Origin of the sequence: Pseudomonas pudica (genome assembly GCF_015680405.1) — a bacterium.
In the GTDB taxonomy this organism is placed as follows: domain Bacteria; phylum Pseudomonadota; class Gammaproteobacteria; order Pseudomonadales; family Pseudomonadaceae; genus Aquipseudomonas; species Aquipseudomonas pudica.
Genome location: NZ_JADLJS010000060.1, coordinates 1 through 22,828 on the forward strand (window position 1 = coordinate 1; position 22,828 = coordinate 22,828).

Genomic DNA, 22,828 nt, shown 5'->3' on the forward strand with positions numbered 1-22,828 from the left:
GCTCCCGGGAGTACGCGCTGCAGGCCCCATCCATGGGGCCTCAGCGCTTGACGGGCATCCATGCCCGTCACCTCCCTCCGCAGTCCCTCCGCTCGGCCTCCTGAAGTCGCAATCGGCGGCGCCTGAACTATTGCGCGCTTAAAAGCAAAAGCAAAAGCAACGGCAAGGCAAGGCAAGGCAAGGCAAGGCAAGGCAAGGCAAGGCAAGGCAAGGCAAGACAGTTGGATGGTTCCGGGAACCTGGCGAATGTCACCGACCTCTCAATTCATAGGCCCTGTTAGGAGGTCGCCGCCCATGAAACACCTGACGCCTTGGTTATTGGCCGCCAGCCTGACGGCCTGCGGCGAAACCGCACTGCTGAATGTACTCGAAGGCAGTGGTCCAACGCCCCAGTTGCCCGCTCCAGTCAAGACCACCCTCCCAACGGTGAATATCGCCCCAGCAGTGGGCTGGCCCAAGGACGTCAAGCCCGAAGCAGCACCAGGCACTGAGGTGAAAGCGTTCGCCAGCGGGCTCGACCACCCTCGCTGGCTATACCTGCTACCCAACGGCGACGTACTGGTGGCCGAAACCAATGCCCCGCCCAAGCCCGAAGATGGCAAGGGCCTGCGCGGTTGGGTAATGAAGAAGGTGATGAAGCGGGCAGGTGCAAGCGTGCCCAGCGCCAACCGCATTACCCTGCTGCGTGATGCCGACCACGACGGCGTCGCCGAAATCCGAACGACCTTCATCGAAGAGCTCAACTCACCGTTCGGCATGGCCCTGGTCGGCAAGGACCTCTACGTGGCCAACACCGACAGGTTGCTGCGCTTTCACTATGAGCCCGGTGCCATGCAAATTCGCAATGAAGGCCAACCGGTGGTCGAGTTGCCAGGCGGGCCGCTCAATCACCACTGGACCAAGAACGTGATCGCCAGCCCTGATGGCAGGAAGCTTTTCGTGACAGTAGGCTCCAACAGCAACGTAGGCGAAAACGGTATGGACAAGGAACAGGGACGCGCCGCGATCTGGGAAGTGGACCCCGCCAGCGGCCAGCACCGCCTGTTCGCCACCGGCCTGCGCAACCCTAACGGCCTGGCCTGGGAGCCGCACAGCGGTGCGTTGTGGACGGCAGTCAACGAGCGTGACGAGATCGGCAGCGATCTGGTACCGGATTACATCACTTCCGTCAAGGACGGCGGTTTCTATGGCTGGCCCTACAGCTACTATGGCAGCCACGTGGACGAGCGAGTGCAACCGCCAGCGCCTGAAAAAGTGGCCCAGGCGCTGGTGCCCGACTACGCAGTGGGTCCACACACGGCATCGCTGGGGCTGGCATTCGCCGAACCGAACGGGCTACCACCGCCCTTCGAACAAGGGGCATTCGTGGGCCAGCACGGGTCGTGGAACCGCAAGCCACACAGTGGCTACAAGGTGATTTTCGTACCGTTCGACCCGTCAGGAAAACCCTCGGGCAAGCCGGTGGACCTGCTTACCGGGTTTCTTGATGAGCATGGCAAGGCCCAAGGGCGCCCGGTCGGCGTAATCACCGACGGGCGTGGCGGCGTGCTGGTGGCCGATGATGTCGGCAATGTGGTCTGGCGAGTGAGCAAAGCCCCGCCTGTCCTCAGGGGTTCTGCGCCAGATGCCCTTGCGGAATGACGCGCTTGGCCTGCAGGTAAGCCTTGGCCCAGTAGCTGTTGGACAGGTAGTCCAGGCGCACCGTGCCACCGCTGGAAGGTGCATGCACGAAGCGCCCCTCCCCCACATATATGCCGGCATGGCTGACCTGCGAGCCGCCATTGGTGGCGAAGAACACCAGGTCGCCGGACTGCAGCGACTTGGCATCCACGGTTGGCGCGCGCATGACGATCATCTCACGCGTAGAACGCGGCAAGCTTATGCCCGCAGCATCACGGTAGACGTACTTGATCAAGCCACTGCAATCGAAACCGGAATCCGGCGTGTTGCCGCCCCAGCGATAAGGCGTACCCACCAGGCCGATAGCACGCATCAGCACGTCATCGGCAATCGGCGAAGGGCTGGGCTGGCTATAGGTTACCTGCGGCTGTACCACAGGGGCCGGCGCAGGCGCACGGCTGGAGCAGGCAGCCAGCAAGGCTGCCAAGGAGAGAAATGCGAAGCGCGCCATCTTTACCATGGCCAGAACATCCTGTCTGAGTCCGCTGGGCCGCAGCCGAAAAGAATTGAGAATTTAGATTAGACGCTTTCTATAAATGCGCACGGCGGCGAGCTTTTTTCAAAGCATCGCCGCCGCGGCAGGATATATCATTTTGCTATCAGTTGCGCGCGATATTGGTGGTCGGCGCCATGGCCAAGGCACGCTTGGCTTCGATGAAGGTCTTGCTCCAGTAGCGGTCACCGAGGCTGTCGATACGCACGCCACCACTGCGGCGGCTGCTGGAGTGGATGAACTGGTTGTCACCCAGGTAGATACCGGCATGGCTGACGCGGCCGCGCCCGTTGGTGCTGAAGAACAGCAGGTCACCCGGCTTGAGCTTGTTGCGGGCCACCTTCGGGGCATCGACGTTGATCATTTCACGCGTGGAACGCGGCAGGGTAACGCCCGCCTCTTCGCGGAACAGGTAGCCGATGAAACCACTGCAGTCGAAGCCGGACTTCTCCGAGGTACCACCGAAGCGGTAGCGGGTACCGATAAGCGACATGCCGCGCTCGAGAATGCTGTCAGCCAGCGCTGGCAGTTGGTAAGGCTTGCTGCTGGAGAAGGCCTCCAGGTCATCTTCGGTGGCCAGTTCTTCCGGCTCGCCGAATACCGACGAGGAAGAGGCTTTGGCCTTGAACGCCGATTGTGCGGCGATCGGGGTTTGATCCTGGGACTGCGCCTCTGGATGAGAAGCTGGGCCTTGGGCCGCGCAGCCAAAAAGCAGGGTCACGAGTGCGAGTGGCACGAGGGGTGCGAAGCGCTTCAGCATGGGCACGACCGTGTCTGTAATCCTTTAGAAGGGTGAAACTATGCCCTCTATCATGGCCATTTGCAAATTTTATCGAAAAAGATGTGACTTTTTTGTTTTGCCGCTCTGGCCCAGCGTTTTCGGGGTTACCAGCCCAGGGTTTCCTTGAGGAAAGGGATGGTGAGCTTGCGTTGTGCCTGCAACGAGGCCTGATCGAGGCGTTCGAGCAGGTCGAACAACGCACTCATGCTGCGCGCACCGCGGGTGAGGATGAAGTGGCCGACTTCGTCGGTAAGGTGCAGGCCGCGGCGCGAAGCACGCAGTTGCAGGGCTCGCAGCTTGTCTTCATCGGACAGGCCACGCATCTGGAACACCAGGGCCAGGGTCAGCCGCGACTTCAGGTCGGGTAGCTTGATCGGCAGTTCGCGCGGCGATGCCGAGGCAGCCAGCAGCAGGCGCCTGCCGCTGTCACGCAGGCGGTTGAACAGGTGGAACATGGCCTCTTCCCAGTCAGCCTTGCCGGCGATCACGTGCAGGTCGTCGATGCACACCAGTTCGTACTGGGCCAGGTAGTCGAGCAGCCCTACGCCACGATCGAGCAATTGCGCCAGCGGTAGGTAGACGGCTGGCTCGCCGCGTTGCTGGAAGCGGTGGGTAGCGGCCTGTAGCAGGTGGGTACGGCCAACACCTTGCTTGCCCCACAGGTAGATAAGGCTCTCGGTCCAGCCGGCGTCGGCTTCGCATAGCCGCTCGACGTAGCCCAACGCCGCGGCATTGGCGCCCGGATAGTAGTTGATGAAGGTGGCGTCATCGCGCAGGCGCACACCCAGGGGCAACTGGATCGGTGGTTTCATGCTCGCGGGCGGTCGACAGGACCGCAGGGGGCCTTTGGTGAACAATGTGCAAAGTCTATACCCGCAGCGCGGGGTGCACAATCACGGCTGCGGATAGCACAAGTAAAATCAACAGGTTGCGCCATTATGGGGCTGCGTTGCAGCCCCCAGGATCACAACTCCGGGTCGATATCCCCGGCATACATGTCCGATTCCTTGTACAGGTCATGCACATGCCGCAGCAGCACCATGATCACCGCCGCCACCGGTAACGCCAGCAACACCCCGGTAAAGCCGAACAGCTCACCGCCAGCCAGGATCGCGAAAATCACCGCCACCGGGTGAAGGCCGATACGGTCGCCGACCAGCAGCGGGGTCAGCACCATGCCTTCCAGCGCCTGCCCGACCATGAACACCGCGACGATGCCCAGCATCGGGTACAGGTCGCCGCCGAACTGGAACAGGCCAGCCACCAAGGCAGCACCGATGCCGATGATGAAGCCCATGTACGGCACGATGGCAGCCAACCCGGCGAGCATGCCGATCAGCAGCCCCAGTTCCAGTCCCACCAGCATCAGCCCGGCCGAATAGATGATGCCCAGGGCCACCATCACCATCAATTGCCCGCGCACGAACGCCCCCAGCACCTCATGACATTCGCCCGCCAGGCCCATCACTTGCGGCTCACGCTGGCGCGGCAGCAGGCCGCGCAGCTTGGCCATCATCAGGTCCCAATCGCGCAGCAGATAGAAACCCACCACCGGGATCAGCACCATGTTGGCCAGCCAGGCCATCAGCGCCAGGCCCGAGGCGGTGGCATGGGACAACAGCACGCCGACGATATCGGTGGTCTGGCCCATGTGCGTGCCGATCGCGGCCTTGATCTTGTCGAACTTCCAGAAACCGTCAGCCAGGCCCAGGCGGCTCTGCACCCAGGGCAGCGCCACGTGCTCGAGCCAGTCGAGCATCTGCGGCGCCAGTTCGTACAGGCGCACCAGCTGCTTTGCCAGCAGCGGCACCAACACCAGCAGCAACGCCAGCAACAGCAAGGTGAACAGGCCGAAAACCACCACCACGCCCCAGGTGCGCGACAGCCCCAGGCGCTCCAGGCGGTCGACCAGCGGGTCGGCCAGGTAGGCCAGCAGGATGCCGACCAGGAACGGGGTAAGAATGTTGTGCAGGCTGTAAAGCAGCACAGCGACCAGCAGGGCAACGCCCAGCCAGATCCAACGACGTACGTCGGTCACGGTGTGCTCCCCTTACCAGCGAAAACGCAAACCGTCGAACGGCTTGGGTGCTGGCTGGGCCGGCACTGGTTGCCCGGCGCCGGCAGCGTCTGCCGGAGCTGGAGGGGGCTGCACAGCGGGCGCCTGCTCTACCGGCACTTCCTGCAGCTTGGCCAGGCCAAGCTGGGCGCGCAGCTGCTCGCGGTTGGCGGTCACGCCGTAGGTCAAGGTGCTGCCTTCAGCGACTCGCAGGCGCGGGCCAAAGGGTTCGAGCACGCGGGCCAGTTCGGCATAGCGCTGCAGGTTCATCCCTTGCACTTGCACCTGCAACTGGCTGCTGGCACCCGGGCGGGTGACGTAGCGCGGGGCCAGGCGGCTGCTGAGCGCCAGCATCACGGCGTCGGCCAACGCTGCCGGGTCGGCACCCTCGGCAGTACCTTGTTCACGCTGGTCGCCCAGCCACAGCTGCCATTTGCCTTGCCACTTGCCGTCGGCTTCCCGGGCATGCACTGCCAGCAAGGCATCCGCGCCGTAGCGCCCTGAGGCTTCGCGCAGCGCCGCAGGGTCGCTGCCTTCGATCTGCTCGGCATTGGCCACCAGTTGCTCCTGCAGGTCGGCCAGCGGCAGGCGCAACGGCAGGCCGCGGTGCTGGGCGGCACGACGCAGGGGTTGGGCACTGGCCTGGCCGTCACCGACCAGGTTGCTGCCTTCGACACTGTCGTTCAGCCACCAGCCAAGGATCGAGGGGCGGTTGCTGCTCCACAAGGCCAGGCCGGCCTTGCGCAAGGCCCGTTCGGTACTGCCAGGGTCGAACTCGACCAGCACCGACTCGGGTGGCCCGGCTTCGCTGGCGACCTGATTGATGATTTGCTGCGGGTCCTTGCGCAGCCCGGCCAATGCCGGGCTTTGCGCTGCCTTGGGGTCGCCGGTAAGGCGCGTTACCAGGGTATCGAGGGCCTGGGCGGTAGCCGCGGCACGGGCTTCGGCGCCCTGCCCGGATACCGGTTCCCGCACCTGGTACAGGCCGGAGACGCTTTCAGCCTGGGCAGTGGCCGAGATCATGGCCAGGCAACCGACTGCCAGAATATTGAAGAGACGCATGGAGGATTCCTGTCCACTTACCGCAATGCCTATACCTTATACATGGGGGCGCAAGGTAACCAGTCGCGAGCATGAAAGATTGGTTGCGGAAATTGCCGGGGAGATGTGATGGGTCTGACAGGTGTTCGCCGCAACAGGTTCAGCACCTGCGCGTGCATGGCGCAGCCCTTGTGGCGTACACCCCCGACTTTTTACCTATTTTCATGCCCTGCCCGTCGGCCTGAGGATGGCCGCTGCCCGGCAACCCTGATAAAATCGCGCGCCTTCACAGACCACTGACGTTTCAGGCAGCCGCCGCTTACCAGCCGGCCTTGGCCGTCATGGTCGTTTTTAAGAATCCCTCCCTCCTAAAGGCCTGGATCAATGAGCAAGCAACCCTCCCTGAGCTACAAGGACGCCGGTGTAGACATCGACGCCGGCGAAGCACTGGTCGAACGCATCAAGGGCGTGGCAAAACGCACCGCACGCCCTGAAGTCATGGGTGGCCTGGGCGGCTTCGGCGCCCTCTGCGAGATCCCGGCCGGCTACAAGCAGCCGGTGCTGGTCTCCGGCACCGACGGCGTCGGCACCAAGCTGCGCCTGGCACTGAACCTGAACAAGCACGACAGCATCGGCCAGGACCTGGTCGCCATGTGCGTCAACGACCTGGTAGTGTGCGGCGCCGAGCCGCTGTTCTTCCTCGACTACTATGCCACCGGCAAACTGAACGTCGACGTGGCCGCCACCGTGGTTACCGGCATCGGTGCCGGTTGCGAACTGGCCGGCTGCTCGCTGGTCGGCGGTGAAACCGCCGAAATGCCTGGCATGTATGAAGGCGAAGACTACGACCTGGCCGGCTTCTGCGTCGGCGTGGTGGAAAAGGCCGAGATCATCGACGGCTCCAAGGTTGCCACTGGTGACGCACTGATCGCCCTGCCGTCCTCCGGCCCGCATTCCAACGGCTACTCGCTGATCCGCAAGATCCTCGAAGTGTCCGCCACCGACATCGAGAACACCCAGCTCGACGGCAAGCCACTGACCGACCTGCTGATGGCGCCGACCCGCATCTACGTCAAGCCGCTGCTGCAGCTGATCAAGAACACCGGCGCGGTCAAGGCCATGGCCCACATCACTGGCGGCGGTCTGCTGGACAACATCCCGCGCGTACTGCCGGCCAACGCCCAGGCGGTCATCGACGTGGCCAGCTGGCAGCGTCCGGCGGTGTTCGACTTCCTGCAGGAAAAAGGCAACGTCGACGAGCATGAAATGCACCGCGTGCTGAACTGCGGCGTCGGTATGGTCATCTGCGTGGCCCAGGATCAGGTAGAAGCTGCCCTGAACGAACTGCGCGCCGCTGGCGAGCAGCCATGGGTGATCGGCCACATCGCCGAAGCCGCCGAGGGCGCCGCCCAGGTCGACCTGCAGAACCTCAAGGCACACTGATGCCAAGCAATACCTGCAATGTAGTGGTACTGCTGTCGGGCTCCGGCAGCAACCTGCAAGCCCTGATCGACAGTTGCCAAGGCCAGGAAAGCCCGGTGCGCATCCGTGCGGTGGTTTCCAACCGCGCCGATGCCTACGGCCTGCAACGCGCCGCGGCGGCCGGCATCGACAGCGTCGTGCTCGAGCACACCCAGTTCGACGGGCGTGAAGCCTTCGATGCCGCGCTGATGGCGCGCATCGACGCTTTCGCCCCGGACCTGGTGGTGCTGGCCGGTTTCATGCGCATCCTAAGTGGCGACTTCGTGCGCCACTACCAGGGCCGCCTGCTCAACATCCACCCGTCGCTGCTGCCCAAATACAAGGGCCTGCATACCCACCGCCGGGCGCTGGAGGCAGGCGACGCCGAGCACGGCTGCAGCGTACACTTCGTTACTGAGGAACTCGATGGCGGCCCACTGGTCGTACAGGCTGTGGTACCGGTGGCGCCAGACGACACCGTTGAAAGCCTGGCCCAGCGGGTACACCGCCAGGAACACCTGATTTACCCGCTGGCGGTGCGCTGGTTCGCCGAAGGGCGCTTGCGCCTTGGCGAACAGGGTGCATTACTGGATGGCCAGCCCCTGGCGGCCAGCGGTCACTTGATTCGATCCTAGGAGAACTTATGCGTCGCGCCCTGCTCTTGGCTCTCGCCGTGCTCGCCCTGCCCCTCCAGGCAGCTGATCTGAAGCCTTTCTCGGCCAGCTATACCGCAGACTGGAAGCAACTGCCCATGAGCGGCACCGCCGAGCGCAGCCTGGTCAAGAATGCCAACGGTACCTGGGACCTTAACTTCAAGGCTTCCATGATGATCGCCAGCCTGACCGAGCAAAGCACCCTGCGTCTGGACAACGACACCCTGCTGCCGCAGAAATACCACTTCGAGCGTGGCGGCCTGGGCAAGGCCAAGAAAGTCGACCTGAGCTTCGACTGGAACAGCAAGAAGGTCACCGGCAGCGACCGTGGCGATGCCATCAGCCTGCCGCTGAACCGCGGCGTGCTGGACAAGTCGTCCTACCAGCTGGCCCTGCAGCATGACGTGGCCGCCGGCAAGAAGAGCATGACTTATCAGGTGGTCGACGGTGACGAGATCGACACCTACGACTTCCGGGTGCTGGGCACCGAAAAGGTCACTACCAAGACCGGCCAGGTCGATGCGGTGAAGGTCGAGCGCGTGCGCGACCCAAGCCAGAGCAAGCGCATCACCGAGCTGTGGTTCGCCAAGAACTGGGACTACCTGCTGGTGCAACTGCGCCAGGTCGAGACCGATGGCAAGGAATACGTGATCGTGTTGCAGGATGGCACGGTCGATGGCAAGCCTGTGAAGGGCAACTGAGCCAGCGCTGCCAGCAGTACCCGAAGCCCCGCCTTGTGCGGGGCTTTTTTCTGCCTGACGTTTCTGTCCTGTCTGTACCGGTCCTATCGCCGGCAAGCCCAGGCAATACACCTTCCAGCTTCATGAAACTTGTTTCATGCCCGTTTTATTTACTTAGCCTGCTAACAAACTCTATAAAGAGGTTGTGCGACACAGTGTCGCAGCCAACTGAAGCAGTGGAGTTTGACGATGACAGTCCAAGTAACCGAACGCGACGAATCGAAAATGTCCCACGAAGGCCTGGCCGCTGGTGTGCGGATCTGGGATGTGCACCAACAGGGCCAGCTGGTGGGGATGTTCCACAATGAACATGAAGCGCACCAGTACCGTACAGAGCTGGAAAACCTGGAAAACCAGCGCGCCTCGCAATGACCCACCTTCAAATGAAAAACCCCGCCAAGGCGGGGTTTTTCGTGCTTACCACATCAGATCATCAGGGATCTTGTAGGCCGCATACGGGTCATCCTCGTCCGCTTCCTCGACATGGGTATTCAGCAACAGGATACGGCTGGGATCGCGCTCCTGGATCTTTACCGCCGCCTCACGAGGGATCACCTCGTAACCGCCGCCAAACGACACCACGGCCAGCGCGCCATTGCTCAGCTTGGTCCGCATCAGGGCATTGACGGCAATGCGCTTGACCTTCTTGTCGTCGACAAAGTTGTAGTAGTCCTCGGTGTTCAACTTCGGCAGGCGAGTCGCTTCGATCAACTGCTTGATCTGCGCGGCGCGGGCCTTCTGCTCGGCTTTTTCCTGCTGCTGGCGGTTCAGTTCCTGGTCACGCTTGGCTTTCTCGGCCATGGCTTCCTTGGCCATGCGCTGCTGGCTGTCGTCCACCTCGACCTGGCCTTTGTGCTCCAGGCGTTTCTGTTTCTTCTCGGCCTTGTTGGCCTGGGAAACCTGTTTCTGGTTGACCAGACCGGCTTTGAGCAGTTGGTCGCGAAGGGAAAGGCTCATGAATGTTCACTCACTTATGCAACAGCTCAGCCGCAGCTGGGCAGGTTCTTTTCCTGACGTTTGGCTTCACCCCAAAGGGCATCCAGTTCGTCAAGGTTACAATCTTCGATGGGTCGGCCACTGTCGCGCAATGCCTGTTCGATGAAGCGGAAACGCCGCTCGAACTTGCGGTTGGCACGGCGCAGGGCGTGTTCCGGGTCATGCTTGAGGTGGCGGGCCAGGTTCACGGCGGCAAACAGCAGGTCGCCGATTTCATCCTCGAGCGCATCGGCATCGCCGTCGGCCATGGCCTGCAGCACTTCGTCCAGCTCTTCGCGGACCTTGTCCAGCACCGGCAAAGCCGCAGGCCAGTCGAAACCGACCGTGGCTGCGCGCTTTTGCAGTTTGGCTGCCCGCGACAATGCCGGCAATGCCGCCGGCACGTCGTCGAGCAACGAGAGCTGTTCGGGCTGGCTCTTTTCTGCGCGTTCTTCGGCCTTGATCTCTTCCCAGCGCGACTTGACCTGGGCCTCGCTCAGGCTGGGAGTGTCCACCGGCGCATACAGCTCGCCGGTGGGGAACACATGCGGGTGACGGCGAATGAGCTTGCGGGTGATGCTGTCGACCACGCCGTCGAACTCGAAACGCCCTTCCTCACGTGCCAGCTGGCTGTAGTAGACCACCTGGAACAGCAGGTCGCCCAGCTCGCCTTGCAGGTGCTCGAAGTCTCCACGCTCGATGGTGTCGGCAACCTCGTAGGCCTCTTCGATGGTGTGAGGGACGATGCTCGCGTAGTTCTGCTTCAGGTCCCACGGGCAGCCGTACTGCGGGTCACGCAGTCGGGCCATGAGGTGCAGCAGGTCTTCGAGGGTGTAGGTCATGGTCAGCTATTCCTTGGCGGGGGCTTTGCCCCCGATCGCCGGCAAGCCAGCTCCCACAGGTATTGCACAGGACTTGAGACCTGCGGGGTACCTGTAGGAGCTGGCGTGCCGGCGATGGGCCGCACAGCGGCCCCAATCCAGATTATCAAGGGGTACGATTACGCCGCGTCTCGATGATGTTCGGCAACTGCGAGATCCGCCCCAGCAGGCGCCCCAGCGCATCCAGGCCTGGAATCTCGATGGTCAGCGACATCAGCGCGGTATTGTCTTCCTTGTTGGAGCGGGTGTTCACCGCCAGCACGTTGATCTTCTCGTTCAGCAGCACCTGCGATACATCGCGCAGCAAACCCGGGCGGTCGTAGGCACGGATGACGATGTCGACCGGGTAGGTCTGCACCGGAATCGGCCCCCAGCTGACCTGGATCATGCGCTCCGGCTCCTTGCCCGCCAACTGCAGCACCGAGGCGCAGTCCTGGCGGTGGATGCTCACGCCGCGGCCCTGGGTGATGTAGCCGACGATGGCGTCACCCGGCAGCGGCTGGCAGCAGCCGGCCATCTGCGTCAGCAGGTTGCCGACACCCTGGATCTGGATATCACCACGCTTGCCGGTACGCGGCCCGGTAGGCTTGCGTGGTACCAGTTCGATCTGCTCGATGCGCTCGGGCTCAAGCAGCTGCTGGGCGGCGTTGACCAGGTGCGCCAGGCGCAGGTCGCCGGCACCGAGCGAGGCGAACATGTCTTCCGCGGTCTTGACGTTGGTCTTCTCGGCCAAGCGCTCGAAATCCACCTGCGGCAGGCCCAGGCGACTGAGCTCGCGTTCGAGCAAGGTCTTGCCGGCAGCGACGTTCTGGTCGCGTGCCTGCAGCTTGAACCAGTGCACGATCTTGGCCCGGGCCCGCGAGGTGGTGACATAGCCCAGGTTGGAGTTCAACCAGTCACGGCTGGGGTTGCCGTGCTTGCTGGTGATGATTTCGACCTGCTCGCCGGTCTGCAGGCTGTAGTTGAGGGGCACGATGCGCCCGTTGATCTTGGCGCCGCGGCAGTTGTGGCCGATTTCGGTGTGCACGCGGTAGGCGAAGTCCAGCGGCGTGGCACCCTTGGGCAGGTCGATGGCATGGCCGTCCGGGGTGAACACGTAGACCCGGTCCGGCTCGATGTCGACCCGCAACTGCTCGGCCAGGCCACCGATGTCGCCCAGCTCTTCGTGCCACTCCAGCACCTGGCGCAGCCAGGAAATCTTCTCTTCGTAATGGTTGGAACTGGACTTGACGTCGGTGCCCTTGTAGCGCCAGTGGGCGCAAACACCCAGCTCGGCTTCCTCGTGCATGCCGTGGGTACGGATCTGCACTTCCAGCACCTTGCCCTCGGGGCCGATCACCGCGGTGTGCAGCGAGCGATAGCCGTTCTCCTTGGGGTTGGCGATGTAGTCGTCGAACTCCTTGGGGATATGCCGCCACAGGGTGTGCACGATGCCCAGCGCGGTGTAGCAGTCGCGGATTTCCGGCACCAGCACGCGTACCGCGCGCACATCGTAGATCTGGCTGAATTCCAGGCCTTTGCGCTGCATCTTGCGCCAGATCGAATAGATATGTTTCGCCCGGCCGCTGATGTCGGCCTTGACGCCAGTGGCCAGCAGCTCGTTCTGCAGCTGGTTCATCACCTCGCTGATGAAGCGCTCGCGGTCCAGCCGGCGCTCGTGCAGCAGCTTGGCAATCTGTTTGTACTGATCGGGCTCAAGGTAGCGGAAGGACAGGTCTTCCAGCTCCCACTTGATGTGGCCGATACCCAGGCGGTGGGCCAGTGGCGCATAGATGTCGAACACTTCGCGCGCGACGCGCAGGCGTTTCTCGTCGTCGGCGGCCTTGACCGCTCGGATCGCGCAGGTGCGCTCGGCCAACTTGATCAGCGCCACGCGCACGTCGTCGACCATGGCCACGAGCATCTTGCGCAGGTTCTCGACCTGCGCCTGCGAACCCAGCACCAGCGATTGGCGCGGGCTGAGGCTGGCGCTGATCGCAGCCATGCGCAGCACACCGTCGATCAGCTTGGACACCACCGGGCCGAAGCGCTGGCTGACCTCGGCCAGGGTCACCTTGCCCTCGCGCACCGAGCGGTAGATGACCGCCGCCACCAGGGAATCCTGGTCGAGCTTGAGGTCGGCGAGGATTTCGGCGATCTCCAGGCCCGCCTGGAAGCTGGACGTACCGTCCGCCCAGGAATGCTTGGCCGGGTTGCCCTTTTTCTCGACTTCATGGGCAAACTCGCAGGCCTCTTTCAGCGCTGCGCGATCCAGTGCCGAATCGACGCTTACCACATGGTCCAACCATGCTTCGAGATTGATACTGCCGTCGGTATTGACCGGCTGGTGCACTCTCACCTGTACCATCTTTGTTTTACCTTTCCATACAGCGCACCACGCGGGTGCGCTGGCGATCACCGTGCGGCCACCCTTCCGTGAAAGCCGCACCAAGGGGCCAGTCAGCTAGCCCGCTTCGAATAACGCCATGGCCTCGACATGCGCCGTCTGAGGAAACATGTCGAGAATCCCGGCCCTTTTTAACCGGTACCCCTGGCCGACCAGCACCTGGGCGTCTCGCGCCAGCGTGGCCGGGTTGCACGATACATAGACCAGTCTTCTGGCCTTGAGGCGGGCGATGCCTTGCACCACCTCGAAAGCACCGTCGCGCGGTGGATCCAAGAGTACCGCAGAAAAGCCCTCGGCGGCCCATCCGGCGCCCGCCAAAGGCTGCGATAAATCGGCCTGAAAAAACCGTGCGTTATGCACATTGTTGTTCCGGGCATTGGCTGCGGCCCGATCGACCATGGCCTGCACACCTTCGACTGCAACCACCTCACGCGCCTGCCGGGCCAGGGGCAGGGCGAAGTTGCCCAGGCCGCAGAACAGGTCCAGCACGCGCTCATCGGCCTGAGGTGCGAGCCAGGCCAGGGCCTGCTCGATCATCGCCGTGTTGACCTGGGCATTTACCTGCACGAAGTCACCTGGGCGCCAGGCCAGTTCCAGCTGCCAGGGCGCCAGGGCAAAGCCCAGTTGAGCGGCCGGGTCCACTGGCGCCGGCTCACCTTCGCCCTGCAGCCACAGCTGGGCATTGGCTTGCTGGCAGAACGCCTGGAGCCTGGCCTGGTCTTCAGCCGGCAACGGCGCAACATGGCGCACCAGCAGCGCTTCGGCAGTGCCGCTGAACAGCTCCACATGGCCCAGCGCCTGCGGCTTGCTCAGCGAGCGCAGCACGGTCGGCAAGTGGCGCAGAATCGATTGCAAGGGCTGTACCAGCACCGCGCAATCATCGATGGCAATGATGTCCTGGCTGGCTTCGGCACGGAAGCCGACCTCCAGCTGACGCGCCTTGGCGTCCCAGCGCACGGCCACGCGGGCACGGCGCCGGTAGCCGAACTCCGGCCCGCTCAGCGGTGCAGCCCATTCCTCGGGCTGCACGCCGGCCACCCGCTGCAGTTGCTCGGCCAGGGTGCGCTGCTTGAGCGCCAGCTGCGCTTCGTGCGGCAGGTGCTGCAGGTTGCAGCCACCGCAGCGCTCGTAATACCGGCACGGTGCCTGACGGCGCTCGGGGCTGGCCTGCAGCAGGCGCTCCAGGCGAGCCTCGACCACTTTGCCACGGGCATTGAGCACCCGCGCTTCCACGGCCTCGCCGGCCAGGGCGCCACTGACGAACCAGGTGCGCCCTTCGTGGAAGGCAATGCCCCGCCCGTCACCGGCCAGGCGCTCGATTTCCAGGCGCTGCTTCTTGCCGACCGGGACCTGGGGGCTGCGGTTGCCGCCGGCCGGCTGGAAGCGCAGGCCGCTGTTGCTTTTCTTCTTGGACATTTAGCTCGGGTCGAACAGGCCGGTGGACAGGTAACGGTCGCCGCGGTCGCAGATGATCGCGACCATCGTGGCATTTTCCACCTCACGGGACAGGCGCAGCATGGCCGCGACTGCACCACCGGAAGACACGCCGCAGAAAATGCCCTCTTCACGGGCAAGGCGGCGGGTGGTTTCCTCGGCTTCCTGCTGCGACATGTCGACCACGCGGTCGACACGGCTGGCGTCGAAGATTTTCGGCAGGTATTCCTCCGGCCAGCGGCGGATGCCCGGAATGGCCGAGCCTTCCATGGGTTGCAGGCCGATGATCTGCACCGCCGGGTTCTGTTCCTTGAGGTACTGCGAGCAGCCCATGATGGTACCGGTGGTACCCATGGAGCTGACGAAATGGGTGATGGTGCCCTGGGTCTGCTGCCAGATCTCGGGGCCGGTACTGTTGTAATGGGCGATGGGGTTGTCGCCGTTGGCAAACTGGTCCAGCACCAGGCCGCGGCCTTCGGCCTGCAGCTTCTCGGCCAGGTCACGGGCACCTTCCATGCCCTCTTCCTTGGTCACCAGGATCAGCTCGGCACCGTAGGCGGTCATGGCGGCCTTGCGCTCGGCGGTGGAGTTGTCGGGCATGATCAGGATCATCTTGTAGCCCTTGATCGCCGCAGCCATCGCCAGGGCGATGCCGGTGTTGCCGGAGGTGGCTTCGATCAGGGTGTCGCCGGGCTTGATCTGGCCGCGCAGTTCGGCGCGGGTGATCATCGACAGTGCCGGGCGGTCCTTCACCGAGCCGGCGGGATTGTTACCTTCGAGCTTGAGCAGAAGGGTATTGCTGGTTTCGCCAGCGATACGCTGCAGGCGAACCAGGGGCGTATTGCCGACGCAATCGGCGATGGTTGGGTACTGCAAGGTCATGGCGTATTTCACAATCCGGACGGCAGGGGTGCCTATCATACCGGCAAACCCTTCCCGGCCATATCACGCAATCTGTGGTGGATATAGCTACAAGGTATATCAATAGCCTGTACGGCCCTTTCGCGGGTGAACCTGTTCCCACAAGGACTTCACTGGCCTCAAGAGTAGTGATGAACCTGTGGGAGCGGGTTCACCCGCGAAGGGGCCGGCACATGTAATGGCAAGCGCATCCACAACCGCAGCCCGCGTTTGCCATTCTGCGCCCACAAGGTGCCCCCCTGGCGCTGGATGGCACTGCGGGCGATGCTCAGCCCCAGCCCGAACCCGCCGTCCCCGGGCCGCGAACCGTCCAGCCGCGAGAACGGTGCGAAGATCCGCTCCAGGTCTTCTTCAGCCACGCCACCGCCTTCGTCTTCCAGCCACAACCGCCAGTACCCGCCGTCACGCTGCCCACCGAGGCGCACCACACCATCGGCCGGCGAATGTCGAATGGCATTGCGTAACAGGTTCTCCAGCGCCTGGGCCAGGTGGTTCAGATTGCCCAGCACCCAGCAGTTGGCCGGCACTTCGCAGCGCAGCCGCGCGAGCGACCAGCCGCTTTCATAGCTGGCATTCTCGGCCAGCAGCTCCCACAACGCCTGCACCTCGATCGGCTCCAGGTTCATCGGCGCACGCTCGGCGTCCTGCCAGGCCAGTTGCAGGGTGTCCTCCACCAGTTGCTGCATGCAGTCCACCTCCCGTGTCAGGCGTTCACGCAGGCGCTGCAGGTCGGCTTCGCCATCACAGGCCACCCGCAGCCGGCTGAGTGGCGTACGCATTTCGTGGGACAGGTCACGCAACAACTGCTGCTGCATGGATACCGTGCCCTGCAGCCGCTCGGCCATCTGGTCGAAAGCTCGGGCCAGCTCGCCCAGCTCGTCATGCCGGGCGATGGTGCGTGGGTCGAGGCGAGCCGACAACTGGTCGGCGCGCCAGGCATTTGCCTGCTCGCGCAACTGATTCAACGGCACGATCAGCATGCGGTAAAGGCCCACGCACAAAAGCAGGGTGAACAGGCCGGGGATGATGCCGTTGGTGACGATGCGCCACAGCATGCGGTACTGGCCGGGGTTGAAGCGCTGCGGCAGTTCGATCACCAGCATGCCCTGCTCCGGAGCCCCCGGAAACGGTATGCGCAGCCACGGCTGCTCGACGCTGCGCCGACTCATCGGCCAGTCGACACCGCGCAGGCGGGTCAGCCGCTGCATGATCTGCGGGTCGAGGCTGGCGCTGTCCAGCGGCCGCAGGTTGAGGTCGAGAACGCCAACCCAGCCGCGTTCGCGCTGGTGCATCACTGCCACCCAACGGTCCAGCCCTGCCCGCCCACCACTGCGCCAGGCCTGCTCGGCCTCGGCAGCATAGCCACGCAAGGCCTGCCGCGCGGGTTCCGAGAGGAAGGCGTTCTGGGTTTCCATGTGGCGGCCCCAGGTGTAGCTGAGGCCGATCATCAGCAGGCAGAAGCCCACCAACAGGAACGCCAGCTTCCAGAACAGCGAATGGCGGTCGAGCATGGGTCACTCCGCCTCGCTGGCGCTGAGCACGTAGCCCTTGCCCCACACGGTACGGATCTGCCGTTCGTGATAGCCGATGCCCTTGAGCTTGCGGCGGATCTGGCTGACGTGCATGTCCAGGCTGCGGTCGTGCCGCGAATAGCCTCGCTGCAGCACTTGCTGGTAGAGGAACGGCTTGCTCAGCACTTCGTCGAGGTTGCGATTGAGGATGTCGAGCAGGCGGTATTCACTGGGAGTCAGGCCGGCCAGGCGACCATCCAGGCGCACATCGTACAGTGCCTCGTCGTATTGCAATTCGCCGCTGCCGGCACGCACCTGCGGGGTTTGATGGCGCCGCTCGAGCGCCACGCGGCGCAGGATGGCCTCGATGCGTACCTGCAGCTCGGCCATGCTGAACGGCTTGGGCAGGTAGTCGTCGGCGCCGCGCTGGAAACCGCTGATGCGGTCGGCCTCGGCGCCCAGCGCCGACATCAGGATCACCGGCGTGGCGCTGCGCTTGCGCAACTGCGCGAGGGCATCCAGACCGTTGAGCCCTGGCAGCAGGATGTCCATGAGCACCACGTCGAAAGCCTGGCGCCCCGCCGTTTCCAGGCCCTCCAGGCCATTGCGGCACCAGGTCACCTGGAAACCGCCGCGCTGCAGCTCTTCGTGCAGGTAGGCACCCAGGACCGGGTCATCCTCGATGGCAAGAATATTGGAGTTGTGAATAGCTACAGGATTCATTGGCAACTGCCATGCATTCTCAATTGCGCAATTATTGAGTATCCAGCGCCTGCCAGGCAACCGCCCTGCGACCAATGCCCCTGCAAGGGCGCAAAACACGTACTAAAGAGGTGCAATAGCGCGGCAGGCGGAGTAACTTCCCGGCTTGGCCGTCATCGCTTGACGGCGTCCAGGCACATCACAGGAGGCGAGTGTGCTCGATCGCTTGGGAATTCGCAGCCGGGTCCTGCTGCTGGCCCTGCTGCCGGCCGGCCTGATGGCCCTGGTGCTGGGTAGTTACTTTACCTGGCTGCAACAGAACGACCTGCGCACCCAGCTGCTGCAACGCGGCAAGATGATCGCCGAGCAACTGGCGCCGCTGGCCGCGCCCGCCATGGCCAAGCTGGCACCGGCGCAACTTGAGCGCATTGCCGCACAAACCCTGGAGCAGGCCGATGTGCGCGCAGTCGCCTTCCTGGCCCCGGACCGCACGCGCCTGGCCCACGCCGGCCCGAGCATGCTCAACCAGCCGCCCAGCGGCGGTACCGGCACCCAGCTGCTGCAACGCAGCGGCAATGACGCCACCCGCTACCTGATGCCGGTGTTCGGCCACCATCGCGACCTGGCCACCGATGCCGTGCCGGCCGAAGCCGAACGCCTGCTGGGCTGGGTCGAAATCGAGCTGTCCCACGACGGCACCCTGCTGCGCGGCTATCGCAACCTGTTCACCAGCCTGCTGCTGATCCTCGCCTGCCTGGTGCTCAGCGGCCTGCTGGCACTGCGCATGAGCCGCACCATCAACGACCCGATCAAGCGCATCAAGCACGCAGTCAACCAGCTAAAGGACGGCCACCTCGAGGAACGCCTGCCCGCCATGGGCAGCCATGAGCTGGACGAACTGGCGCGCGGCATCAACCGCATGGCCGAAACCCTGCACAATGCCCACGAAGAGCTGCAGCACAGCATCGACCAGGCCACCGAGGACGTGCGCCAGAACCTGGAAACCATCGAGATCCAGAACATCGAGCTGGACATGGCGCGCAAGGAAGCCCTGGAGGCCAGCCGCATCAAGTCGGAATTCCTGGCCAACATGAGCCACGAAATCCGCACCCCGCTCAACGGCATCCTCGGTTTCACCCACCTGCTGCAGAAAAGCGAGCTGACACCGCGCCAGCTGGACTACCTGAGCACCATCGAGAAGTCCGCCGACAACCTGCTGGGGATCATCAACGAGATCCTCGACTTCTCCAAGATCGAGGCCGGCAAGCTGGTGCTCGACAGCATCCCGTTCAACCTGCGCGATCTGATCCAGGATACCCTGACCATCCTCGCCCCGGCTGCCCACGCCAAGCAGCTGGAGCTGCTCAGCCTGATCTACCGCGATACTCCATCGTCGCTGATCGGCGACCCGTTGCGCCTCAAGCAGATCCTTACCAACCTGGTCAGCAACGCCATCAAGTTCACCCGCGAAGGCACCATCGTCGTGCGCGCCATGCTCGAAGACGAGCACGAAGACAGTGCGCAGCTGCGCATCAGCGTACAGGACACCGGCATCGGTCTGTCGCCGCAGGATGTGCGGACACTGTTCCAGGCCTTCAGCCAGGCCGACAACTCGCTGGCCCGACAGCCCGGAGGCACAGGCCTGGGGCTGGTGATTTCCAAGCGCCTGATCGAGCAGATGGGCGGCGAAATCGGCGTCGACAGCACCCCGGGCGAGGGTTCGCAGTTCTGGATCAGCCTCAACCTGCCCAAGGCCGACGACGGTGTCGAGGAACTACCGCTGCAACCGCTGCTGGGCCGCCGCGCAGCCATCGTCGATGGCCACGAACTGGCGCGCCAGGCATTGGAACACCAGCTGGAAGACTGCGGCCTCAGCGTCAGCCTGTTCGCCTCCTACGACCAGCTGCTGCAGGGCGTGCAGGCCGCCAACCAGGCCGGCCTGCCGTTCGAGTTCGCCGTGCTCGGGGCCAACCTTGGCAACCTGTCGCCCGAGCAGCTGGGCCATTACCACCAGCAGCTCGAGCGCTACCATTGCCAGTGCGTGGTGCTGTGCCCGACCACCGAGCAAGCGCTGTACCACCCGTACCTGCCCAACGGCCATGGCCAGTTGCTGTCCAAGCCGACCTGCACGCGCAAACTGCGCCGCCTGTTGCTGGAGCTGGTGCAACCGCGCCGTCCGCAGGGCGAGGTGAACAGCGTCAACGGCCAGCGCCAGCCGAAGATCCTCTGCGTCGACGACAACCCCGCCAACCTGCTGCTGGTCCAGACCCTGCTCGAAGACCTGGGCGCCGAGGTGCTGGCCGTCGACAATGGCTATGCGGCTGTGCAGGCGGTGCAGGACGAGCCGTTCGATCTGGTGCTTATGGATGTGCAGATGCCCGGCATGGACGGCCGCGCCTGCACCGAGCAGATCCGCCTGTGGGAAAACACCCAAAGCGGCAACCCGCTGCCGATCGTCGCCCTCACCGCCCACGCCATGGCCAACGAGAAGCGCGCGTTGCTGCACGGTGGCATGGACGACTACCTGACCAAGCCGATCAGTGAACGGCAGTTGGCACAGGTGGTGATGAAATGGACCGGCCTGAGCCTGGGCGCGCCGCAGCAGGAACGCCTGGCCGAGCAACTGGCTAATGGTGATGACCTGAAGGTGCTGGACCCCGAGGAAGGCCTGCGCCTGGCCGCCGGCAAGGCGGACCTGGCGGCGGATATGCTGAGCATGCTGCTGACATCGCTGGAAGCCGACCGCGAAGCCATACGCGCTGCCCGCGAGGCTAACGACCGCAACGGCCTTATCGAACAGGTGCACCGCCTGAATGGCGCCTCGCGTTATTGCGGAGTACCGCAGTTGCGGGCCGCGTGTCAGCGCAGCGAAACCTTGCTCAAGCAGGAAAACCCGCTGGCTCAGCAGGCACTGGACGAACTGGATGCGGCAATCAACCGCTTGGCGGCGCAGGCCAGATTGAGCGCTTGAAGCCCGAGTACATTCTTTGTAGGAGCAGCGTTGTGCTGCGAAGAGGCCAGTACAGGCGATACATTAACGGCCGCCTCCACCGACCTCTTCGCAGCACAAGGCTGCTCCTACAAAGAAATTACCTGGCCGGCATGGATCAATATCGGGCAAACATCGCTGGCTACAATCCCCAGACCACTGCATAGGAAGCCCCACCATGCGCGCCCTGTTGTTCAGCAGCCAGCACTACGACCAGGAAAGCTTCACCCGGGCCGCCAGCGGCACCACCCTGGACCTGCACTTCCAGCCCGCCCGCCTGACCCTCGAAACCGCTGCCCTGGCCGATGGCTACGAGGTGGTCTGCGCATTCATCAACGACGAACTCGACGCCCAGGTGCTGCAACGCCTGGCCGCGGGCGGCACACGCCTGGTCGCCCTGCGTTCGGCCGGCTACAACCACGTCGACCTGGCCACCGCCCAGCGCCTGGGCCTGACCGTAGTGCGAGTGCCGGCCTACTCGCCGCACGCCGTGGCCGAACATGCCGTGGCGCTGATCCTGGCCCTGAACCGGCGCCTGCACCGGGCCTACAACCGCACTCGCGAGGGTGACTTCACCCTGCACGGGCTGACCGGCTTCGACCTGCACGGCAAGACCGTCGGCGTGGTCGGTACCGGCCAGATCGGCACCGCCTTTGCCCGTATCATGGCCGGTTTCGGCTGCCAGTTGCTGGCCTATGACCCTTACCCCAACCCCGAGCTGCTGGCCTTGGGCGCGCGCTACCTGCCATTGCCCGAGTTGCTGCGCGAAGGCTGCATCATCAGCCTGCACTGCCCGCTGACCGAACACACCCGGCACCTGATCAATGCACAAAGCCTGGCCCAATTGCAGCCCGGCGCCATGCTGATCAACACCGGCCGCGGCGCGCTGGTCGACACCCCGGCGCTGATCGACGCGCTGAAGAGCGGCCAGCTCGGCTACCTGGGCCTGGACGTCTACGAAGAAGAAGCCCAGCTGTTCTTCGAAGACCGCTCCGACCTGCCGCTGCAGGACGACGTACTGGCCCGCCTGCTGACCTTCCCAAACGTGATCATCACCGCCCACCAGGCGTTCCTTACCCGCGAGGCGCTGGATGCCATCGCCGCCACCACGCTGGACAACATCAATCGCTGGGCGGCAGGCGATCCACAGAATCTGGTGACGGGTTAGTGCTAGGATACGCGGCATTTCTGGAGGACCCATGGTCGAGCACGATTTCCGCTACACCCTTTTCAACCCGCAACACACCCTGATCGAGTGCCGCGCACTGGTGCCTGGCCGCTACCAGGTCACCGGCAACGGCGGCTCGATGCACAAAGGCGACACCCTGCTGGTTACCCTCAAAGGCAGCAAGGACTTGTCCATGCGCCTGACAGTGGAGAGCGTGCGTCACTTGATCAACCCGCGCGGCCAGTGGGTTGCCGTGGCCAGCGGCCCGGTGTTCCACGAGCTGGAAATCCTCACCTGGCAGGTTGCGTGCGACAGCTGCGACGCCGTGCTGGACTTCGAGTTCGCGGTGGACGCCAAGCTGGGCAAGAAAGCCCGCCAGACTGCCGCCAACGCGCGTGTTGCCGAGCTGGGCTGGGCCAGCCGTGGCGAAAAACACCTGTGTCCGCGTTGCCAGGAGAGCGCCGAGTGAAGAACCTGCTGACCGGCGTGCTGGTTGCCACCGCCCTGCTCGGCTGCGCCGCTGAACCTTCGAAGCTTCAGCAGGAGCGCAGCTACGTGCTGGAGTGGATTGGCGAGCGGCCGCTGATCGATTACAGCCACCTCACCCTGACCCTGGCCAGCGATGGCCGTGCCTATGGCAACGGCGGCTGCAACCATTGGTTTGCGCCGTACACACTGGACGGCGAGCATCTGAGCTTCGGCAAGGTCGGCAAAACCCGCAAGCTCTGCGCACCGGCGTTGATGGAGCAGGAAAAGCGCTTCCTGCAGGCGCTGGAAACAGTTCAGCGCTGGGATGTGTCGCCTATCGAGCAGATGCGTTTCTGGCCGGCCGAAGGCAAGCCGCTGCGCTTCTGGCCTGAGGAAGGCTGAATCGCTATTGCCTGTACCGGCCCTATCGCCGGCAAGCCAGCTCCCACAGGTACTGCACAGCATATGAACCCTGTGCAGTACCTGTG

General features: G+C 63.9%; 21 protein-coding genes. 9 read left to right on the forward strand and 12 right to left on the reverse strand.

All coding sequences use genetic code 11. The features are described from left to right. The first annotated feature begins 294 nt into the window (after positions 1-294). Positions 295-1,641, forward strand: coding sequence for a PQQ-dependent sugar dehydrogenase (locus IRZ77_RS24530; protein ID WP_085602059.1), 1,347 nt, complete (start codon positions 295-297; stop codon positions 1,639-1,641). On the opposite strand, the gene IRZ77_RS24535 is transcribed toward IRZ77_RS24530, so the two are convergent. The 5 genes from IRZ77_RS24535 to IRZ77_RS24555 form a co-directional block, all read right to left on the reverse strand. Further along, on the reverse strand, positions 1,607-2,140 hold the full coding sequence (locus IRZ77_RS24535; protein WP_046616665.1) for a C40 family peptidase: 534 nt from the start codon (positions 2,138-2,140) through the stop codon (positions 1,607-1,609). The two genes, IRZ77_RS24530 and IRZ77_RS24535, sit on opposite strands and share 35 nt — an antisense overlap. A 139-nt stretch (positions 2,141-2,279) precedes the next feature. Continuing rightward, complete coding sequence (locus tag IRZ77_RS24540) at positions 2,280-2,933, reverse strand: C40 family peptidase (RefSeq protein WP_108480672.1); 654 nt, start codon at positions 2,931-2,933, stop codon at positions 2,280-2,282. A 125-nt stretch (positions 2,934-3,058) separates the two neighbouring features. Continuing rightward, positions 3,059-3,766, reverse strand: a complete 708-nt coding sequence (hda, locus tag IRZ77_RS24545) for a DnaA regulatory inactivator Hda (protein ID WP_013971369.1) — start codon at positions 3,764-3,766, stop codon at positions 3,059-3,061. Between the two features lie 152 nt (positions 3,767-3,918). Further along, positions 3,919-4,992 carry an AI-2E family transporter gene (locus tag IRZ77_RS24550; RefSeq protein ID WP_046616663.1) on the reverse strand — a complete coding sequence of 358 codons (1,074 nt, stop codon included), beginning with the start codon at positions 4,990-4,992 and terminating at the stop codon, positions 3,919-3,921. Between the two features lie 12 nt (positions 4,993-5,004). Next, on the reverse strand, positions 5,005-6,072 hold the full coding sequence (locus IRZ77_RS24555) for a DUF2066 domain-containing protein (RefSeq protein ID WP_108480673.1): 1,068 nt from the start codon (positions 6,070-6,072) through the stop codon (positions 5,005-5,007). Between the two features lie 363 nt (positions 6,073-6,435). Here IRZ77_RS24555 and purM point away from each other — a divergent pair, with 363 nt between their 5' ends. The 4 genes from purM (at position 6,436) to IRZ77_RS24575 (ending at position 9,277) form a co-directional block, all read left to right on the forward strand. Then, positions 6,436-7,494, forward strand: coding sequence for a phosphoribosylformylglycinamidine cyclo-ligase (purM, locus tag IRZ77_RS24560; protein WP_046616661.1), 1,059 nt, complete (start codon positions 6,436-6,438; stop codon positions 7,492-7,494). Continuing rightward, entirely contained in the window at positions 7,494-8,147 is a 654-nt protein-coding gene (purN, locus tag IRZ77_RS24565) for a phosphoribosylglycinamide formyltransferase (RefSeq protein ID WP_046616660.1), read from the forward strand. Before purM ends, purN begins: the two co-directional genes overlap by 1 nt. 8 nt (positions 8,148-8,155) lie before the next feature. After that, on the forward strand, positions 8,156-8,866 hold the full coding sequence (locus IRZ77_RS24570; protein WP_135002999.1) for a DUF3108 domain-containing protein: 711 nt from the start codon (positions 8,156-8,158) through the stop codon (positions 8,864-8,866). A 228-nt stretch (positions 8,867-9,094) separates the two neighbouring features. Beyond that, a complete protein-coding gene (locus IRZ77_RS24575) occupies positions 9,095-9,277 on the forward strand; it encodes a hypothetical protein (RefSeq protein ID WP_046616658.1) in 183 nt (60 codons plus the stop codon). A 45-nt stretch (positions 9,278-9,322) separates the two neighbouring features. On the opposite strand, the gene IRZ77_RS24580 is transcribed toward IRZ77_RS24575, so the two are convergent. The 7 genes from IRZ77_RS24580 to IRZ77_RS24610 form a co-directional block, all read right to left on the reverse strand. Next, positions 9,323-9,862: a DUF2058 domain-containing protein gene (locus IRZ77_RS24580; protein ID WP_046616657.1), complete on the reverse strand. Its 540-nt coding sequence runs from the start codon at positions 9,860-9,862 to the stop codon at positions 9,323-9,325. 26 nt (positions 9,863-9,888) lie between these two features. After that, the gene (mazG, locus tag IRZ77_RS24585; RefSeq protein ID WP_025338013.1) at positions 9,889-10,722 is read right to left on the reverse strand and encodes a nucleoside triphosphate pyrophosphohydrolase; all 834 of its coding nucleotides are present in this window, start codon (positions 10,720-10,722) and stop codon (positions 9,889-9,891) included. 145 nt (positions 10,723-10,867) lie between these two features. Continuing rightward, positions 10,868-13,108: a GTP diphosphokinase gene (relA, locus tag IRZ77_RS24590; protein ID WP_015269231.1), complete on the reverse strand. Its 2,241-nt coding sequence runs from the start codon at positions 13,106-13,108 to the stop codon at positions 10,868-10,870. Between the two features lie 96 nt (positions 13,109-13,204). Beyond that, a complete protein-coding gene (gene rlmD, locus IRZ77_RS24595; protein ID WP_046616656.1) occupies positions 13,205-14,563 on the reverse strand; it encodes a 23S rRNA (uracil(1939)-C(5))-methyltransferase RlmD in 1,359 nt (452 codons plus the stop codon). Then, complete coding sequence (gene cysM / locus IRZ77_RS24600; RefSeq protein WP_023662461.1) at positions 14,564-15,463, reverse strand: cysteine synthase CysM; 900 nt, start codon at positions 15,461-15,463, stop codon at positions 14,564-14,566. Positions 15,464-15,621: 158 nt separating this feature from the next. Next, positions 15,622-17,013, reverse strand: a complete 1,392-nt coding sequence (locus tag IRZ77_RS24605) for a sensor histidine kinase (RefSeq protein WP_085602063.1) — start codon at positions 17,011-17,013, stop codon at positions 15,622-15,624. Positions 17,014-17,016: 3 nt separating this feature from the next. Further along, positions 17,017-17,736 (reverse strand): response regulator transcription factor, encoded by a 720-nt coding sequence (locus IRZ77_RS24610; protein ID WP_085602064.1) that lies wholly within the window; start codon positions 17,734-17,736, stop codon positions 17,017-17,019. A 193-nt stretch (positions 17,737-17,929) separates the two neighbouring features. Here IRZ77_RS24610 and IRZ77_RS24615 point away from each other — a divergent pair, with 193 nt between their 5' ends. The 4 genes from IRZ77_RS24615 to IRZ77_RS24630 all read left to right on the forward strand — a co-directional run bounded on the left by IRZ77_RS24615 (position 17,930) and on the right by IRZ77_RS24630 (position 22,742). After that, entirely contained in the window at positions 17,930-20,686 is a 2,757-nt protein-coding gene (locus IRZ77_RS24615) for a response regulator (RefSeq protein WP_085602065.1), read from the forward strand. A 196-nt stretch (positions 20,687-20,882) separates the two neighbouring features. After that, a complete protein-coding gene (locus IRZ77_RS24620; protein ID WP_196174549.1) occupies positions 20,883-21,872 on the forward strand; it encodes a 2-hydroxyacid dehydrogenase in 990 nt (329 codons plus the stop codon). A 31-nt stretch (positions 21,873-21,903) separates the two neighbouring features. Beyond that, positions 21,904-22,341, forward strand: coding sequence for a hypothetical protein (locus tag IRZ77_RS24625; RefSeq protein ID WP_196174550.1), 438 nt, complete (start codon positions 21,904-21,906; stop codon positions 22,339-22,341). Continuing rightward, positions 22,338-22,742, forward strand: coding sequence for an META domain-containing protein (locus IRZ77_RS24630; protein ID WP_085602067.1), 405 nt, complete (start codon positions 22,338-22,340; stop codon positions 22,740-22,742). The genes IRZ77_RS24625 and IRZ77_RS24630 overlap by 4 nt, the downstream gene beginning before the upstream one ends. The last annotated feature ends 86 nt before the right edge of the window (positions 22,743-22,828 follow it).